Raw genomic sequence first — 16,513 nt, 5'->3', positions numbered from 1 at the left:
GTCCCGCTTTCGATAGAATGCCAAGCAATGCAGGAAATCCGCCACCAGCCCGTCGCGCCGACCTCGACCCGGCGGCTCTCCTCCGGTGACCGGATCGAGGCGCACCGCCATGACGACCACCAGATCGTCTACGCCGGCCGGGGCACCATCGCGGTCACCACCGACGTCGGCTCCTGGGTCGCGCCCGCCACCCGCGCGCTGTGGATCCCGGCGGGCACCGCCCACCGCCACCAGGCGCACGGCGAACTCGACCTCCACCTGGTCGGCCTGCCCGCGGCGGTGAACCCGCTCGGCCTCGACCGGCCGGCCGTCCTCGCCGTCAGCCCCCTCCTGCGCGAACTCGTCGTCGCCTACACGCGCACCCCCGAGGACGGCGGCGCGGCCCGCCTGCGCCTGCGCGCCGTCCTGCTCGACCAGCTCACCGCGGCCCCCGAGCAGCCGCTGCGCCTGCCCACGCCCACCAGCGCCCTGCTGCGGGAGTTGCACGACGTCCTGCGCGCCGACCCGGCGGACAACCGCTCGCTCGACGAACTCGGCAGGCAGCTCGGCGCCGGCGCGCGCACGCTGTCCCGGCGCCTGCGCGACGACCTCGGCCTCACCTACCCGCAGTGGCGCACCCAGATCCGGCTGCACCACGCGTTGGTGCTCCTGGCCGACGACACCCCCGTCACCGCGGTCGCCCACCGCTGCGGCTGGTCGTCCGCCAGCACCTTCATCAGCGTCTTCCGCCGCACCTTCGGGCACACCCCCGGCTCGACGCCGGCCACCTGACGCCCGCCACCCGACGCACGGCTCGAACGCCGGCACCGGGCACCGGGGGCAGGCCGACCGCTACGCCCTGGCCGCGCCGAGCGCTTCGACGGCCTCGACCAGCGGGCACAGGGCCTCGTCGCGCCGGGCCTCGTCCAGGGCCTCCCGGAGCGCGCGGCCGTGGGTGGGCCGGGCGGCCGCCAGGAGGGCCAGACCGGCGTCGGTGACGTCGGTGTAGATGCCGCGCCGGTCGGTCGGGCACAGGTAGCGCGACAGCAGGCCGCGGTCCTCCAGCCTGGTCACCAGCCGCGTGGTGGCGCTCTGGCTCAGCACGACGGCGTCCGCGACCTGGCGCATCTGGAGGCGGCCGCCCTCGCCGTCGTGCTGGCGGCTGAGCACCTCCAGCAGGGAGTACTCCCGCACGCTCAGGTCGTGCTCGGCCTGGAGCGCGTGCTCCACGCGCGCCTCGATGCGGCCGTGCAGGACCGACAGCGCGCACCAGCCGTTGGCCAGCGCCGTCATGGCGGGAGCGGTGGCGGTCATCACGGCCTCCTCACGGGTGCGCACCGAAGCCTAGCTCACGGTAGCACAACCCGCGTTTGCGCTTAGCCCGCGCGTGCAACTATTGTCGGCGCTCGTAACAGTCTGACGCAAGTTCTTCGAGGGGGACTCCATGCCGCTCGCGCTCCTGGCCCTGGCCATCGGCGCCTTCGGGATCGGCACCACCGAGTTCGTGATCGTGGGCCTGCTGCCCGAGGTCGCCGTCGAGTTCGGGGTGTCCATCCCCGCCGCCGGCTGGCTCGTCACCGGCTACGCCCTCGGCGTGCTCGTGGGCGCGCCGCTGCTGACCGTCCTGGGCGCGAGGGCGTCCCGGAAGAAGGTGCTGATGCTCCTCATGGGGCTGTTCATCGCCGGCAACGCGCTCTCCGCCGTCGCGCCGGTCTACGCCGTCATGCTGGTCGGTCGGATCGTCGCCTCGCTGGCGCACGGCGCGTTCTTCGGCGTCGGCTCGGTGGTCGCGGCCGGCCTCGTCGCGCCGGAGCGCAAGGCGTCCGCCATCTCCCTGATGTTCACCGGGCTCACCGTCGCGACGATCGTCGGCGTCCCCGGTGGCACGATGATCGGCCAGTCCGCCGGCTGGCGGGTCACCTTCGCGATCGTGGCCGGGCTCGGCGTGCTGGGCCTGCTCGGCGTGGCCAGGCTGGTGCCGGAGACGGGCCGGCCCGAGGGCGTCACCGTCCGGACCGAGTTCGCCGCCTTCCGCAACGTCCAGGTGTGGCTCGCGATGGCGATGACGGTCCTCGGCTTCGGTGGCGTCTTCGCCGCCATCACCTACATCGCGCCGATGATGACCGAGGTCGCCGGGTACTCCGCCGGCGCGGTCACCTGGCTGCTCGTCCTGTTCGGGGTCGGCACGTTCGCGGGCAACCTGCTGGGCGGCCGGTACGCCGACCGCGCGCTCATGCCGCTGCTGTTCGTCTCGCTGAGCGCGCTCGCGCTCGTCCTGCTGCTGTTCACCTTCACCGCGCACGACAAGGTGCTCGCGGCGATCACGCTGACCCTGACCGGCGCACTGGGCTTCGCGAGCGTCCCGCCGTTGCAGAAGTGGGTGCTCGACCAGGCCGCCGCCGCGCCCACGCTGGCCTCGGCGGCGAACATCGGCGCCTTCAACCTGGGCAACGCGCTCGCGGCGTGGCTCGGCGGCCTGACCATCGCGGGCGGCCTCGGCTACACCTCGCCCAACTGGGTCGGCGCCCTGCTGACCGGTGCCGCGCTGCTGCTGTCGTTCCTGGCCGCGTCGCTCGACCGCCGCGCCAAGGCCGCGCCGGCGACGGCAGAGGCCCTGCCGGTCGGCTGAGCCCTGCCGGTCGGCTGAGGCCACGCGGTGCGGCGCGGACACCCGCCAGCGACGTGGCAGCACCGACGGGCGGCCCGGCTCCGACGGTCCCTGCGCCTCGCCGCACCGGCCACGATCACCGATCCCGTCGTCGTGCCGACGCCCCTCCAGGCCGAGGGGCCGGAGTTCGACTCGGTGCCGGTCGTCGACCCGGCCGGGATCATCCACGCCGCCCCCCGGGGCACGACGACATCCACGTCGCCATGACGCGCGACCCGACGGCCGGGCATCGTGCACCCCGGCCCTGGGGCCGGCACCCCGTTCAGCCGGGGTCCCGGCACGGCGGGGCCACGGCTCGCAGGTGCGCGAGCAGGCGGTGCGCGCCGGCCGGGGCGTGCAGCGCCGAGTCCCCTGCTTCCGCCTCGTGGCGTGGTGCCACGAGGACTTCGTCGGCCAGCCGCACCCGCAGGCCGGGCAGGGTGAGCACGACCGGTCCGCGCCCGCATGCGGCCACCAGGGCGCACCACACCGCCACGCCGTCGGCCTCGCGGTGTTCCGGCAGGGGCGCGCGGGTGGTGGGGTCGTCCCCGGCGGCGGGCACCAGCGGTCCGAACCGCGCGCCGAGCCACCGGGCGGCGAGCACCAGCGAGGGCGCGTAGTGCAGGCCGGTCGGGGTGCGCAGGGACAGCCCGCCGCCGTGCCAGGGCACGACCCGGACGCGGTGCGGTGGCGTGCCGGCCAGCTCCAGCGCGGTGGTCAGGGCACGGGCTCGTCGGCGCGCCGCGCCCGGACCGAGCGGGGAGATCCGCTCGGTCCAGGAGGTCGTCGGCGCGCCGCACGCTCCGCACACCGCTCAGGCCATCACGTCGCCGCTGTTGGGGCCGAGCGTCTGCCCGGTGTAGAGGTTCCCGCCGGGGTCCGAGGCGAGCAGGACGGCCGTGGGCGCGACCTCCTCGGGCAGCCCGAACCGGCCCAGCGGCAGCTCGGCCTCCTTGTCCCGCCGCCACTGCTCGCTCAGGCCGTCGATCAGCGGGGTGCTGATCGGTCCGGGCGCGATCGCGTTCACCAGCACGCCCCGGCCCGAGACCTCCCTGGCGAGCGCCTTGGTGAAGCCGATGACGCCCGCCTTGGCCGCGCAGTAGTGGGTCAGCCCCGCGCCGCCCTTCTGCGCGAGCTGCGAGGCGACGTTGACCACCCGGCCGCCGCCCGCCGCGAGCATCCGCGGCACCACCGCGCGGCAGATCAGGAACACGCTGGTGAGGTCGACGTCGATCATGCGCTGCCAGGTGTCGAGGTCCATCTCGACCAGGGGCGTCTCGTCGAGGATGCCCGCGCAGTTCACCAGCACGTCGATCCCGCCGTGCGCCTCGGCCACCGCCTCGACGGCGGCCGTGACCGCCGCCGGGTCGGTCAGGTCGACCACGTGCCGGGTGTGCCCACCGGCGTCGCCCAGCGCGGCCAGGGTCCGGGCGAGCCCCGGCTCGTCCAGGTCGGCCAGCGCGACGACCGCGCCCTCGCGGGCGTAGGCCACCGCGATCGCCGCGCCGATCCCGCTGGCCGCGCCGGTGATCAGGCACCGGCGTCCGGCCAGCGCCCCTCGGGTGCCGTCCACCTCGTCACTCCTTCCCATGCCCTCTCCTCCTCAGTCCGGGAACCGCGCGGTGAGCCCGCCGTCGACGACGACGTGCTGCGCGGTGACGTAGGCGGCGTCGTCGGAGGTGAGGAACCGGATCACCCTGGCGACCTCGTCGGCACGGCCCACGCGGCCCGCGGGGATGCCCGCCCCCGCGGCGCGCAGCCCCTCCGGGCCGAGCGAGTTCCGCGCGTCCAGCGACTGCGGTGTCTCGATGAGACCGGGGATCACCGCGTTCACGCGGATGCCGCGGGGAGCCAGCTCCACGCCGAGCGAGCGCACCAGCCCGAGCACACCGGCCTTCGCCGCCGCGTAGTGGGCGTGGTCGGCCCAGCCGTAGACGCCGCCCGCGATCGAGGACACCGCGACCATCGCACCGCCGGAGGTCATCCGGGTGTGCGCCGCGCGCAGCAGGCGGAGCACGCCGGTCAGGTCGACGTCCAGCATCGCGTGCCAGTCCTCGTCGGACAGCTCCGCCAGCGCGGCCTGGCGCAGGATGCCCGCGTTGGCCACGGCGATGTCGAGCCGGCCGAACTCGCGCACGGCGGTGTCGGCGAGCTGGTCGACCGCCGCGCGGTCGCGCACGTCCGCGGGCACGGCCAGCACCCGGCCGCCCTGCTCCCGGACGGCGCGCACCGCCGCCTCGGGGTCGTGGGGGTCGCCGGGGTGGTAGCCCAGCACGGTGGCGACCCCGGCCCGGGCGTACGCCAGCGCCAGCGCCAGGCCGATCCCGCTGACGCCCCCGCTGATGACGGCGACCTTCCCCGGCAGCCCGTCGTCGCGCGGCGTGGTTTCGTCGGTGCTCAAGGACTTCTCCCTACACGGTGGTTCGGACGGACGGGGTGTGGTCGGCCGGTGACCCGGCGTCGGACTGGTCGACCCGGCGGGTGCCGAGCATCGCGACCGCCGAGCCGGCCAGGCCGAGCGAGCCCGCGCACAGGGCGGCGACCGTCATCGACACCCCGGCGCTGACGAGCAGCGAGAGCACGGCGGAGCCGAGGATGGCGCCGATCGGGCCCATGATGTGCGCGGTGTTCGGCCCGATGCCGCGCAGGTGGGCGGGGAAGGACTCGCCCATGTAGAACAGCAGCGCCGCGTACGGGCCGGTGAGGAAGAACAGGCCGAGCGCGTACATGCCGATGACGAACGGCGCGTCGGCCGGGCCGAGCAGCATCGCGGTCATCGCCGCGCTGCCGATCGACCAGCCGAGGATGATGGTGCGGCGACGGCCGATCCGGTCGCCGAGGTAGCCGTGGAAGAGGTAGCCGCCGAAGCCGGCGGCGTTGGCCAGGATCAGCACCACCAGCGCGCTGTCGAAGCTCACCCCCTTGGCCTCGACCAACACCGTGGTGCCGAGCACGGAGAACACCTGGATCGCCATCCAGTTCAGCAGCCAGGCCGCGGAGAGGCTGAGGGTGTGCCGCCGCAGGCCGGGCGCGAACAGCTCGCGCAGGCTGCCGCCGCGCTCGTCCTCGATGCCCGCCGCCGCGGCCACCTCGGCGGCTTCCTCGTCCCGCCCGGCCGCCCGCAGCCGACGCAGGTGCCGCAGGTTGACGAACACCGGGGACTCCGGCAGCCGCCAGGCCAGCAGCACGATCACCAGCGCCGGGAAGGTGGCGAACAGGAAGACGCCGCGCCAGCCGATGCTGGGCAGCAGCAGCGCGGTGAGCAGCGCGCCGAGCAGCGCGCCGACCGGCCACCCGCTCTGCACGAAGCTGTACATGAAGCCGCGCTTGCCGTTGCGGCCGTACACCTCGTTGAGGTAGACGCTGTTGACCACCTCCTCGGAGTAGCCGAGGCCGGAGAACGAGCGCACCAGGATGATCGAGAGCTTGCCGCCGGCCAGCGAGCTGAGGCCGGAGGTCAGCGCGGCGCCGGCGGTGGTGATCATCAGCGCCGGCTTGCGGCCGAAGCGGTCCAGCATGGGGCCGACGGCGAGGGAGACCACGAAGGTCCCCGCCGTCACCCAGGTCGCGACCGCCGTGCTCTCCGTCGCGCTCCAGCCGAAGTCCGCCGCGATCTGCGGGAGCAGGGTGCCGAAGAGGGTGTGGTCGAAGACGCTGAAGACCCAGGCGAGGAAGCAGACGAGGGACACGCGGCGCACCATGCGCGGTGCGAGCGGAGCGCCACCCGGTGGGAGGACGCCGCGGGGTTTCTCGGACATGGCGGGAACTTTCGGAGTGGCTCGGGCGAGGAACCGAGCGGGGGATCGGGCGGGGTGCCGGGCGGGGGACCGGGCGGAGGACCGGGCCGGGGACCGGGCAGGGGATCGGGCCGGGGTAGGCCGCGTCAACGACGCGGCCGCCGGGCGGCGAAGTCGTCGGCGATCTGGTCGAACTGGACCCAGCGGACGCCCTCGTGGCCGGAGATGTAGTCGATCAGGCGCTCGTGCATCAGCAGGTTCTGCGGCCGGCCGGAGACGTCGGGGTGCACCGTCATGGTGAACACGGCGTACTCGGACTCCCGGTAGACCCAGTCGAACTGGTCCCGCCACATCTGCTCCAGCTCGCGCGGGCTGACGAAGCCGTGGCTGTTCGGGCTGGCCTTGACGAACATCATCGGCGGCAGGTCGTCGAGGTACCAGGAGGCGGGGATCTCGATGAGGTCGGTCTCCTCGCCCCGCTCCAGCGGCTTCATCCACGTCTGCGCGGGGCGGTCGTAGTCGATCTTCGTCCAGGTGTCGCCGACGCGCACGTAGTACGGCTCGAAGTCGCGGTGCATCAGGGAGTGGTCGTACTTGATCCCGCGCTCCAGCAGCAGTTCGTTGGTGACGGGGGAGAACTCCCACCACGGCGCGACGTAACCGGTGGGGCGGCGGCCGGTCCGGGTCCGGATCAGGTCGATGCAGTGGTCCAGGATCGCGGACTCCTGGTCCCGGCTCATCGCGATGGGGTTCTCGTGGCTGTAGCCGTGGACGCCGATCTCGTGCCCCGCGCCGACGCAGGCGTCGAACTGCTCGGGGAAGGTCTCGATCGAGTGGCCGGGCCAGAACCAGGTGCTCGGGATGCCCTTGCGGCGGAACAGTTCCAGCATGCGCGGCACGCCGACCTCGCCGGCGAAGAGGCCGCGCGAGATGTCGCACGGCGAGTCCTCGCCGCCGTAGGAGCCGAGCCAGCCGCCGACCGCGTCCACGTCGACGCCGTAGGCCACCAGAATTTCCTTGGTCATCGTGTTGGGTCCTTCCTGGGTGGTGAGGTGGGGTCCGGGCACGAGACGGCCCCGGTCTCGCGGAGCCAAGCGAGGCAGCGGTCGCGGACCGCGTCGAGGTCGCCGGGCTCGGTGCCGGCGAGCACGGCGGCCAGCAGCAGCCGGGCCTGCCACGGCGAGAGGTCGCCGGCGAAGACGGCGCCCGCGGCGGCGAGGTCGGCGCCGCCCCCGGCGTAGAGGCCGACCACGGGTCCCTCGCCCACCCGGCTGGTGATCACCACCGGGATGCCGGCGGCGAGCAGGTCCAGGCAGGCGCTGGTCGCGTCCGGCGTGGTGTTGCCGGAGCCGAACCCGGCGACGACCACCCCGCGCACGCCCCTGGACCGGGCGTCGGCGAAGGCCGCGGCGTCCGAGCCGAGGTACTGGGCGACGACCTCCACGCGGGGCAGGTCGCGCACGCCCGGTGGCAGCAGCGGGGCGGGCCGCACGGTGGCGAGGGCGCGGACACCGGCCTCGTCCACGTGCCCCACCGGGCCGCGGCCGGGAGCGGCGAACGCGCGCAGGGCGAGGGTGTGGGTCTTGCGCGCGCCGACCACGGGCAGGACCTGGTCGGCGAAGGCCAGGGTCACCCCGGTGCCGCGCGACCGCGGTGACGCCGCCCAGCGCAGGGCGGCGGCGAGGTTGCGCGGACCGTCCGGGGCGGGGTCGTCGAACGGCCGCTGCGCGCCGGTGAACACCACCGGCGTCGGCGAGGAGTGCGCCAACGACACCAGGAAGGCGCTTTCCTCCAGGGTGTCGGTGCCGTGGGCGACCACCACCCCGTCGGCCGTCCCGGCGGCGGAGGCGATGCGGGCGGCCAGGTCGAGCACGTCGGTGAGCCGGGCCGCGAAGCTGGCCCTCCCGGCCACGTCGCGCGGCTCGACGCGCACCCCCGGCCGGGGCCAGACCGCGTCGGCGGCCCGCAGCAGTTCCGCCGCACCCACCTGGACGGCGCGACCGCCGCCGGTCGCCCGGGTGGCGATGGTTCCGCCGGTGCCCAACAGGACGAGATGCGCCACAAGTCCTCCGCTAACGATTGCGCAATCGATTTCGTAGCATCATGTGAGCTAGCTCGTCCGAGGTCAAGGGCTGATCCCGAACGTCACCTACCGGTGACTCTGGCAGCCTGGTGGGCAACTGGCCGCAGGAGCCGCCAGGATTACCGACAACGAGCGAAGGGCTTGACACGGTGAGTGGCGACTGGGGCGAACCGGGCAGTGCCGTGGGAGCCGAGCCCGTGAAGCTGGCCGACGTCGCGGCGGCGGCCGGGGTCCACCCCACGACCGTCTCCCGCGCGCTCCGCGGCGGCGAGGGCGTCGGCAGCGCGACGGCCGAGCGGATCCGCGAGGTGGCCACCCGGCTCGGCTACCTGCCCCACCCCGTCGCGGCCAGCCTGCGCACCGGGCGCTCCCGGATGCTCGGCGTCGTGGTGCCGTCGCTGACCGACATCGTGCTCGCCACCATCTACGAGGGCATCGAGCACGGCGCGGCGGAGGCCGGGTACCACGCGGTGGTGGCCAACAGCCAGGACCGGCCCGAGACGCAGCGGAGCCGGGTGGCCACCCTGCTCGGCGCGCGGGTGGCCGGGTTGATCCTGGGTGACGCCCGCACCGACGCCACCCTGGTCGACGAGCTGGTGGAGCGGGGCACGAAGCTCGTGCTCACCTCGCGCAGGCTGCCCGGCGTGCTCTCGGTGACCTGCGACGACCTGCTCGGCGGCCGGCTGGCCGCCGAGCACCTGCTCGGCCTGGGGCACACCCGGCTGGGTGTGATCGCCGGCGAGCCGTACGCCTCCACCGGCGTCGAGCGCACGCGGGGTTTCCTCGACGCCTGCGCCGCCGCCGGTGTCGGGGTCCCGGCGGAAGCGGTGCTGCCCTCCCGGTTCGACGTGGCGGGCGGGCGGGCGGCGGCGGAGTCCCTGCTGCGCCTCTCGCCCCGGCCGACGGCGTTGTTCGCGGTCAACGACTTCGCCGCGATCGGCGCGATGGGCGCGGTGCGCGACGCCGGGCTCCGGGTCGGCGAGGACGTCGCGGTCGTCGGCTACAACGACGTGCCGCCGGCCGCGGAACTGCCGGTCGCGCTGACCTCGGTGCGCTCACCGATGCGCGAGATGGGCACGCGCGCTGCGCAGATGCTGATCGCACTGGTCGAGGGCAGACCGGGCGGCGAGTCGCTGCTGCTGCCGCCCACCCTGTCCGCTCGCCGGTCCACGCTGGGTCCGCGGTTCGCGGACACCGCACCCGCGGACACCGCCACCCGCTGATCCGCGAGGCGGCGATCGCCGACACCGTCGAACGGGTGCTGCGCAGGGAGGACCGGATCGTGCTCGCCGCGCACGACGGCCATGTCCAGCGCCGGCCCGGAACGGCCTCGATGACGCCGATGGGCCTGCTCCCGACCGACCGCCTCGGCTCCGACCACGTCGCGATCGGCACCACCACGGGCACCGGCCGAACCCTCAGCACCAGCGCGGACTTCTACGCGGGCGAGCTGTTCGCCGACCTGGAGCCGCCCCGGCCGGGCACGCTCGACGCGATCACGTCCGCGAGCCACGACGTCCGGCCGTCAAACGGGTGATGCCGGGACCCGTGGTGCTGCGTCCGGGCGACCGCGGTGCCATGTTGGGAGGCGGCGAGGTGGCGTGCACTCTGGCGGGGGGAGCGCGATGCGGCGGACAACGGTCGTCCTGCTGTCGGTGGCCGGCCTGCTCGCGGGGTGCCTCGGCCAGGTCCGGGACGCGGACCCGACGCGCAACGCCGACGCCACCGACGTCACGCTGACGATCACGGCCAACGCCGTGGCGGGCGGGAAGAACGCGCGCGGCGCGGACTGGATCGCGAACTGGGTCATCCCGAGGTTCACCGAGGCGCAGCGGGCCAAGGGCGTCCGCGCCACGGTCCGCTTCGAGCAGAACGGCGCGGGCGACGAGGACTTCAAGACGAAGGTCGCGCTGGACTTCAAGACCGGCGGCGGTGGTGACGTCGTCGAGCTGGACGGCATCTGGCTCGGCGAGTTCGCCCAGGCCGGGCAGGTCGAGCCGCTGGACGACATCGTCGGCGCGGGCGAGGTCGACGCGTGGGACGGCTGGCGGCAGATCCCGGACGCCGTGCAGGACCTCGGCGAGTTCGGCGGCAGGCGCTACGGCGTGCCGATGGGCACCGATGGCCGGGTGCTGTTCTACAACAAGGAGTTGTTCGCGCGGGCGGGACTGCCCATCGACTGGCAGCCGCGCGGCTGGGACGACGTCCTCGACACCGCCGCGAAGCTCAAGGCGCTGCCGGGCGTCTGGCCGCTCCAGCTCAACGCGGGCACCGCGATGGGCGAGGCCACCACGATGCAGGGCGTGCTGCCCGCGCTGCTGGGCACCGGGACGGCCGTGCACGAGAACGGCAAGTGGCAGGGCGCGACGCCGGGCGTCAGGGACGTCCTCTCGCTCTACCGGCGCGTCTACCGGGACGGGCTCGGCGACCCCGTCCTCCAGCAGGAGGCGAAGGGGCGCGACCGGTCGTTCGCGCTGTTCGCCGAGCACCGGATCGGCATCCTGCTGGAGAGCGACTACTTCTGGCGCTCCGTGGTCGAGCCGCGCGCCGGCGTCGCCAGGATGGCGGACCGGGACACGGCCGTCGGGTGGGCGCTGATCCCCGCACGCGCGCCGGGGGCCGGGGTCGGCGGCCAGGACTTCGTCAGCACGTCCGGCGGCGGCGTGCGGGTGATCAACCCGAACACGCGGTACCCGAGGCAGGCGTGGGAGCTGATGAAGTTCCTGAACTCGGCCGAGGCGGTCAAGTCGGCGCTGGCGGGCGCCGCGCAGGTCACCCAGCGCGCGGACGTGAACGACGAGGTGCTGGCGGGCGACCCGATGCTGGGCTTCATCGCCGACCGGGTGCTGCCGATCACCCGGTACCGGCCCGGTCTGGCGGATTACCCGAAGGTGTCGGCCGCGCTGCGGCAGGCGACCGCCGACGTGGTGGCCGGCCGCAGCCCGGACGACGCCGCCCGGTCCTACCACGACGCGCTGGTCGCGGCGGTCGGCGCGGACGCCGTCGCGGGCGGCTGACGTGTCCGCCGGCGACCGCGACCCGGCGGGGCTCGGCACGCCGCGGGCGATCGGGCTCGTCGCGCCCGCGCTGCTGCTGATCGGCCTGTTCCTGGCGTTCCCGGCGCTGTGGGCGCTCTACATCGGGATCACCGACTACCAGCTGACCGGACCGGCCGCGGCCGAACCGAGGGTGGTCGGCCTGGACAACTTCGCCACTGCCCTGGACGACGCGCTGTTCGCCAACTCGCTCCGGCTCACCGCGTTGTTCGTGCTCGGCTCCGCGGTCGTCGGGCAGAACGCGCTCGGCTTCGCGCTCGCCTGGCTCCTGCGCGGGGTGCGGCCGGTGCTCCGCCGCGCCGTCGAGGGTGTCGTGCTGCTGGCGTGGGTGCTGCCCGGCCCGGTCGTCGCCTACCTGTGGTTCGCCGTACTGAGCCGGGACGGCGGCACGCTCGACCTGCTCCTCGGCCGGCCGGGGACGGCGTGGCTGGTCGAGTACCCGATGGCGAGCCTGGTCGTGTTCAACACCTGGCGCGGCACGGCGTTCTCCATGCTGCTGTACACCTCCGCGCTGGCCGCCGTGCCGCCGTCGCAACTGGAGACCGCCAGGCTGGCAGGCGCGGGCGGTTGGCGGACGGTGCGCGACGTGGTGTTCCCGCACATCCGCGGGCACGTGCTGACCAACACGCTGCTGATCAGCCTGTGGACGGCCAACGACTTCACGCCGTTCCTGCTCACCGCCGGCGGCCCGAACCACGAGTCCGAGGTGCTGCCCGTGCTGATCTACCGGCAGGCGTTGGACAGCGGCCGGCTCGGGTACGCGTCGGCGATGTCGACGCTGCTGCTGGTCGGCAACCTGGTGGTGGCGCTGGTGTACCTGCGGCTGCTGCGCAGGCGCGCGTGACACCGGCGTGGGTGGTGCGCCGGATCGGCCGCTACGTGCTGATCGCGGTGGTGCTGGCGTTCTTCGCGGTGCCGATGCTGTGGTTGGCCGGCGCGCCGTTCGACGCGCGGCCGGGTTTCGGCGTCCGCTGGCCCGAGTGGACCTCGGCGAACGTGGTCGCCACGTTCCGCCACCCGTACGCGGTGCGGTCGCTGGTCAACTCGCTGGTGCTGTGCGTGGTCGCGACCGCGGTGACGACGGCGTTCGCCGCCTTGGCCGCCTACGCGCTGTCCCGCGTGCGCATCCCCGGCCGGGACGTCCTCCTGTACGTGCTGCTGCTGCTGTCCAGCGTCGTGACCGGCACCGCGGCGATGGTGCCGCTGTTCGTGCTGATGCTCCAGCTCGGGCTCGTCGACTCGCGCTTCGGCACGGCGCTGGTGATCGCGGGCGGCATGCTGCCCGCGGCCATCTTCGTGCTGAAGGACTTCATGGACTCGGTGCCGCGCTCGTACGAGGAGTCCGCGCGGGTGTTCGGCGCCTCGCCGGGGCAGGTGCTCGGGCACGTGGTGCTGCCGGTCGCCAGGCCGGGTCTCGCGGTGGTCCTGGTGTGGTCGTTCGTCAACGCCTGGGGCAACTTCCTCCTGCCGTTCCTGCTCCTGCGCGACGTCGGCAAGCAGCCGGCGGCGGTGCTGATGCGGACGTTGCAGGACGAGGGCGGCAGCGCCAACCTGACCGTGATCCCGGTGTTCTCGCTGCTGTACTCGATCCCGGTGGTGCTGCTGTACCTGGTGGTCGACCGGCGTTACGGGTTCCGATTCCACGGGGGCATCAAGAGCTGATGGCGGGCATCGACATCACCGGGGTGTCCACCGCGTACCCGAACGGGGTGCGCGCGGTGGATGGGTTGGACCTGCGCGTGGCGGACGGCGAGCTGTTCGCGTTGCTCGGCCCGTCCGGCTGCGGCAAGACCACGCTGCTGCGCACGATCGCGGGCCTGGAGCAGCCGTCGGCGGGCGTCATCACGATCGGGGCGCGCGACGTGACGCGGCTGCCGCCCGGCCGGCGCGGGGTGGCGATGGTGTTCCAGGACTACGCGCTGTTCCCGCACATGACGGTGGCGGAGAACATCGCCTACCCGCTGCGGGTGCGCCGGGCCTCCAAGGCGCGGCAGCGGGAGGCGGCGGCCGAGGTGGCCGCGGGCCTGGGCCTGTCCGCCCTGCTCGACCGCAGGCCCGGACAGCTGTCCGGCGGTCAGCAGCAGCGCGCGGCGCTGGGCCGGGCCGTCGCCGCGAGCGCCGACGTGCTGCTGCTGGACGAGCCGCTATCCAATTTGGACGCACGGTTGCGGCTGGAGGCCAGGGCGTTCCTCAAGCGGCTGCAACACGACCTGGCGCTCACGACCGTCTTCGTGACGCACGACCAAGCCGAGGCGTTGGCGCTGGCCGACCGGATCGCGGTGATGGAGGCGGGCCGGATCCGCCAGTCGGGCACACCGCGCGAGGTGTTCCAGCGGCCCGCCGACACCTTCGTCGCGAACTTCATCGGCTCCACCCCGATGAACCTGGTCGAGGCCGAGGTGCGCGGCGGTCGCGTCGAGTGCGCGGGGGCGGCGCTGCCGGGCCCGCCGGACCTGGCCGACGGCACGCGCGTCGTGGTGGGCGTGCGACCCGAGTACCTGGCGCCCGCCGACGAGGGCATCACCGGCCGGGTGGTCGCGGTGGAGAACCTGGGCGTGTCGTCCCTGGTGACCCTCGACTGCCCGGACGGCACGCCGATCAGCCTCACCGTGCCGGAGCAGGAGGAACCGGCGCTCGGCACCGCCCTCACCGTCGACGCCGCACCCGGCAGGCTGCTGTTCTACGACGCGGACGACGGCCGGCTGCTCGGTGGTTGACCGCCCGCGCGGAGCGCGCCGCGGCCACCACGCAACCCGCCCCGGCGATCAGGAAGTACAGGACGTACCCATCGAACCGGCCGACGCCGCGACGGCGCACCCGATCACCAGCACGACCAGGCACACCACCGGGACCCGCCGCTCGCCGTGCAGGTCGCCGAAGCGCCCCGCCGGCGGCGTCGACACCGCGCCGGGCAGCAGGGTGGCGGTGAACGCCCAGGTCGCCGACGCCGGCGAGGTGTGGAAGGCCGCCTGAAGCTGGGCGAGCAGGGGTAGCACCAGCGTCTGCTGGATCGCCACCGAGGTCGTGGTCAGCGACAGCACGGCGAGCGTCAGCCAGGGCGCGGTCGTCCTCGGACCCGCCGTGCCGCGTCCCGCACCTCCCCGGGCACGCGTCGTCACCGAGGGGTGGGTCATGGGTCTTCCCCTGCCGGGTCGTCTGTCGGGGGATCGCGTGGTCGTGGGCACGGCGGAAGGCGCCACCGGGTCATCCGCGCGATCGCCGCGCCGGGACTCGTCGCGGGCCTCGACGAGCACCGCGAGGCGCCGTCCGGGTGGCTCGGGCGGCCCGCGGTTTCAACCGCATGGCCCCGGCAGTTGCACTGGGTGCGGGTGTGCTCAGGCGGTGCCCCAGACCGCCGCGTCGGCGGTCGCCCTGGTGCCGCCGGGCGAGGACTCGCCCTTGTAAGCCGCGAGGACCTCCTCCAGCGGGCCGTGCATGAGCATCCGGCCCTCGTCCATCCAGATGGCGGTGGTGCACAGCTCCCGCAGCAGGTCGTCGACGTGCGAGGCGAACACCAGCAGCCCGGAGCGCCGGGCGAGGTCGACCAGCCGACGGCGCGCCTTGGCGATGAACGTCGCGTCGACCGCGCCGAGCCCTCGTCCAGGATGAGGATCTCGGGGTCGATGGTGGTCACCACGCCGATCGCGAGCCTCACCCGCATGCCGGCGGAGTAGGTCCGCAGGGGCAGGTCGAGGTAGTCGCCGAGCTCGGTGAACTCCGCGATGTCGTCGACCCGCTTCCGCATCTCCTTGCGGGTCATGCCGAGGAACAGGCCCCGGATCATGACGTTCTCGTAGCCCGAGACCTCGGGGTCCAGTCCCACGCCGAGGTCGAACACGGGCGAGACCTTGCCGACGATCCGCGCGCTGCCCCTGGTCGGCTCGTAGATGCCGGACAGCAGGCGCAGCAGGGTGGACTTGCCGGCGCCGTTGTGCCCGACCAGGGCGACCCGATCGCCCTCGCGCAGGGACAGGGTGATGTCCCGCAGGGCCTCGATCACCGGCACCTTCGCGTCGGTGCCGATCTTGCCGCCGACCTTGCCGAGCACCTGCTTCTTCAGCGACCGGCTCTTGGCGTCGAAGAGCGGGAAATCGACGTAGGCGCCCCGCACCTCGATGTTCGCCATGCCGCACTGTCCTCCTGATCGACCCTGTCAGATGCGAACGGAAGTTATCATTCTCGTTTGACGGGTCGCGACGCCCACCGGTCGGAGGGCCGGGCCCGGGCGCACACCGGTGGGAGGTAACGTGCGATCGGTGCGTGAACGATCCGACGCCCTGGGCTTTCGCCCGCCGCAGCAGGCGCGGAGCCGGGAGTCCCTGCACAAGGTCCTGGCCGCCGCGGAGCACGTGCTGGCCCACCGGGGCATCGAGGAGTTCACCGTCGCGGCGGTCGCCGAGCAGGCGGGCATGTCGGTGGGCGCGATCTACCGCCGGTTCTCCGGCAAGGACCAGCTGCTGCACGCCGTGAAGGACCAGCTGCTCGGCCTGCTGGAGACCGGTGTCCACGAAGCGCTGCGCGCGCCGGCGCCCGGGCTGAGCGGGATCGTCGGCGCGTTCACCAGGGCGCTGGCGCGCACCTTCACGCGCCACAACCGGATCTTCCCCGAGCTGCTCGACGGTCAGCGCGCCGAGGGCCGCGACCGCGGGCTCCAGGCGCTGGCCGCGATCCAGCACGCCTTCGTCGAAGCCGTCCAGCCCTGCCTCGGGGAGGTCCGGCGACCGGACCGCGCGCTGGCCGTCCGGATGGCCTGCCGGACCATCATCGGCTCCTGCGTGCACCGCGCCGCCACCTGCCGGTACTGGCCCGACGACGCCGACTGGAGCACCTGGGCCGCCGAGACGACCGAGCTGGCGCTCGCCTACCTGCTCGCACCGGAGCGCCCCGGACGGCCGCACGCCGGGACCTGATCCGCCGCCGCCCAGGGGTCACGGGGTCGCTCCCGCGCGCTCAAACGACCCCGTGGCTGCGCCGGTGGTCGGACAGGCACTGCCGGATGCGGTCACCCGCC

General features: G+C 73.9%; 16 protein-coding genes and 2 pseudogenes. 9 read left to right on the top strand and 9 right to left on the bottom strand.

Annotated elements, in window-relative coordinates:
- The first annotated feature begins 27 nt into the window (after nt 1–27).
- Complete coding sequence (locus C8E97_RS21810; RefSeq protein WP_121007365.1) at nt 28–771, top strand: AraC family transcriptional regulator; 744 nt, start codon at nt 28–30, stop codon at nt 769–771.
- 60 nt (nt 772–831) lie between these two features.
- Here the strand turns inward: C8E97_RS21810 and C8E97_RS21805 are convergent, their stop codons facing one another.
- Nucleotides 832–1,293, bottom strand: a complete 462-nt coding sequence (locus C8E97_RS21805; protein WP_121007364.1) for a MarR family winged helix-turn-helix transcriptional regulator — start codon at nt 1,291–1,293, stop codon at nt 832–834.
- 130 nt (nt 1,294–1,423) lie between these two features.
- Between C8E97_RS21805 and C8E97_RS21800 the strand changes: the two genes are divergently transcribed.
- Nucleotides 1,424–2,608, top strand: a complete 1,185-nt coding sequence (locus C8E97_RS21800) for an MFS transporter (RefSeq protein ID WP_121007363.1) — start codon at nt 1,424–1,426, stop codon at nt 2,606–2,608.
- A gap of 301 nt (nt 2,609–2,909) precedes the next feature.
- On the opposite strand, the gene C8E97_RS21795 is transcribed toward C8E97_RS21800, so the two are convergent.
- The 6 genes from C8E97_RS21795 to C8E97_RS21765 form a co-directional block, all read right to left on the bottom strand.
- Nucleotides 2,910–3,437: a hypothetical protein gene (locus C8E97_RS21795; protein ID WP_121007362.1), complete on the bottom strand. Its 528-nt coding sequence runs from the start codon at nt 3,435–3,437 to the stop codon at nt 2,910–2,912.
- A gap of 3 nt (nt 3,438–3,440) precedes the next feature.
- Nucleotides 3,441–4,217, bottom strand: coding sequence for an SDR family NAD(P)-dependent oxidoreductase (locus C8E97_RS21790; protein ID WP_121007361.1), 777 nt, complete (start codon nt 4,215–4,217; stop codon nt 3,441–3,443).
- Between the two features lie 12 nt (nt 4,218–4,229).
- The gene (locus tag C8E97_RS21785) at nt 4,230–5,027 is read right to left on the bottom strand and encodes an SDR family NAD(P)-dependent oxidoreductase (RefSeq protein ID WP_121007360.1); all 798 of its coding nucleotides are present in this window, start codon (nt 5,025–5,027) and stop codon (nt 4,230–4,232) included.
- Nucleotides 5,028–5,037: 10 nt separating this feature from the next.
- Nucleotides 5,038–6,384, bottom strand: coding sequence for an MFS transporter (locus tag C8E97_RS21780; protein WP_121007359.1), 1,347 nt, complete (start codon nt 6,382–6,384; stop codon nt 5,038–5,040).
- Between the two features lie 125 nt (nt 6,385–6,509).
- A complete protein-coding gene (locus C8E97_RS21770) occupies nt 6,510–7,388 on the bottom strand; it encodes a polysaccharide deacetylase family protein (protein ID WP_121007358.1) in 879 nt (292 codons plus the stop codon).
- Nucleotides 7,385–8,425: an asparaginase gene (locus C8E97_RS21765; RefSeq protein WP_121007357.1), complete on the bottom strand. Its 1,041-nt coding sequence runs from the start codon at nt 8,423–8,425 to the stop codon at nt 7,385–7,387. Before C8E97_RS21765 ends, C8E97_RS21770 begins: the two co-directional genes overlap by 4 nt.
- 203 nt (nt 8,426–8,628) lie before the next feature.
- Here C8E97_RS21765 and C8E97_RS21760 point away from each other — a divergent pair, with 203 nt between their 5' ends.
- From C8E97_RS21760 to C8E97_RS21735, 6 genes and pseudogenes are all read left to right on the top strand, one after another.
- Nucleotides 8,629–9,669, top strand: a complete 1,041-nt coding sequence (locus C8E97_RS21760; RefSeq protein ID WP_121012076.1) for a LacI family DNA-binding transcriptional regulator — start codon at nt 8,629–8,631, stop codon at nt 9,667–9,669.
- Nucleotides 9,603–9,983, top strand: a pseudogene (locus C8E97_RS34810) (erythromycin esterase family protein); the annotation flags it as partial. The gene C8E97_RS21760 and the pseudogene C8E97_RS34810, both read left to right, overlap by 67 nt.
- Nucleotides 9,984–10,071: 88 nt before the next feature.
- Nucleotides 10,072–11,463 (top strand): extracellular solute-binding protein, encoded by a 1,392-nt coding sequence (locus tag C8E97_RS21750; RefSeq protein WP_121007355.1) that lies wholly within the window; start codon nt 10,072–10,074, stop codon nt 11,461–11,463.
- Nucleotide 11,464: 1 nt separating this feature from the next.
- Complete coding sequence (locus C8E97_RS21745; protein WP_121007354.1) at nt 11,465–12,346, top strand: carbohydrate ABC transporter permease; 882 nt, start codon at nt 11,465–11,467, stop codon at nt 12,344–12,346.
- Complete coding sequence (locus C8E97_RS21740) at nt 12,343–13,164, top strand: carbohydrate ABC transporter permease (protein WP_121007353.1); 822 nt, start codon at nt 12,343–12,345, stop codon at nt 13,162–13,164. Before C8E97_RS21745 ends, C8E97_RS21740 begins: the two co-directional genes overlap by 4 nt.
- A complete protein-coding gene (locus C8E97_RS21735; RefSeq protein ID WP_121007352.1) occupies nt 13,164–14,219 on the top strand; it encodes an ABC transporter ATP-binding protein in 1,056 nt (351 codons plus the stop codon). The genes C8E97_RS21740 and C8E97_RS21735 overlap by 1 nt, the downstream gene beginning before the upstream one ends.
- Before the next feature lie 48 nt (nt 14,220–14,267).
- Here the strand turns inward: C8E97_RS21735 and C8E97_RS21730 are convergent, their stop codons facing one another.
- Nucleotides 14,268–14,636, bottom strand: coding sequence for an MFS transporter (locus tag C8E97_RS21730; RefSeq protein WP_121007351.1), 369 nt, complete (start codon nt 14,634–14,636; stop codon nt 14,268–14,270).
- A 201-nt stretch (nt 14,637–14,837) separates the two neighbouring features.
- A pseudogene (gene wzt, locus C8E97_RS21725) lies at nt 14,838–15,628 on the bottom strand (galactan export ABC transporter ATP-binding subunit Wzt/RfbE).
- A gap of 130 nt (nt 15,629–15,758) precedes the next feature.
- Between wzt and C8E97_RS21720 the strand changes: the two are divergent.
- The gene (locus C8E97_RS21720; RefSeq protein ID WP_246019065.1) at nt 15,759–16,412 is read left to right on the top strand and encodes a TetR/AcrR family transcriptional regulator; all 654 of its coding nucleotides are present in this window, start codon (nt 15,759–15,761) and stop codon (nt 16,410–16,412) included.
- The last annotated feature ends 101 nt before the right edge of the window (nt 16,413–16,513 follow it).

The organism is Saccharothrix australiensis, from assembly GCF_003634935.1.
Lineage (GTDB): Bacteria > Actinomycetota > Actinomycetes > Mycobacteriales > Pseudonocardiaceae > Actinosynnema > Actinosynnema australiense.
This window is presented reverse-complemented; position numbering and strand designations above follow the sequence as displayed.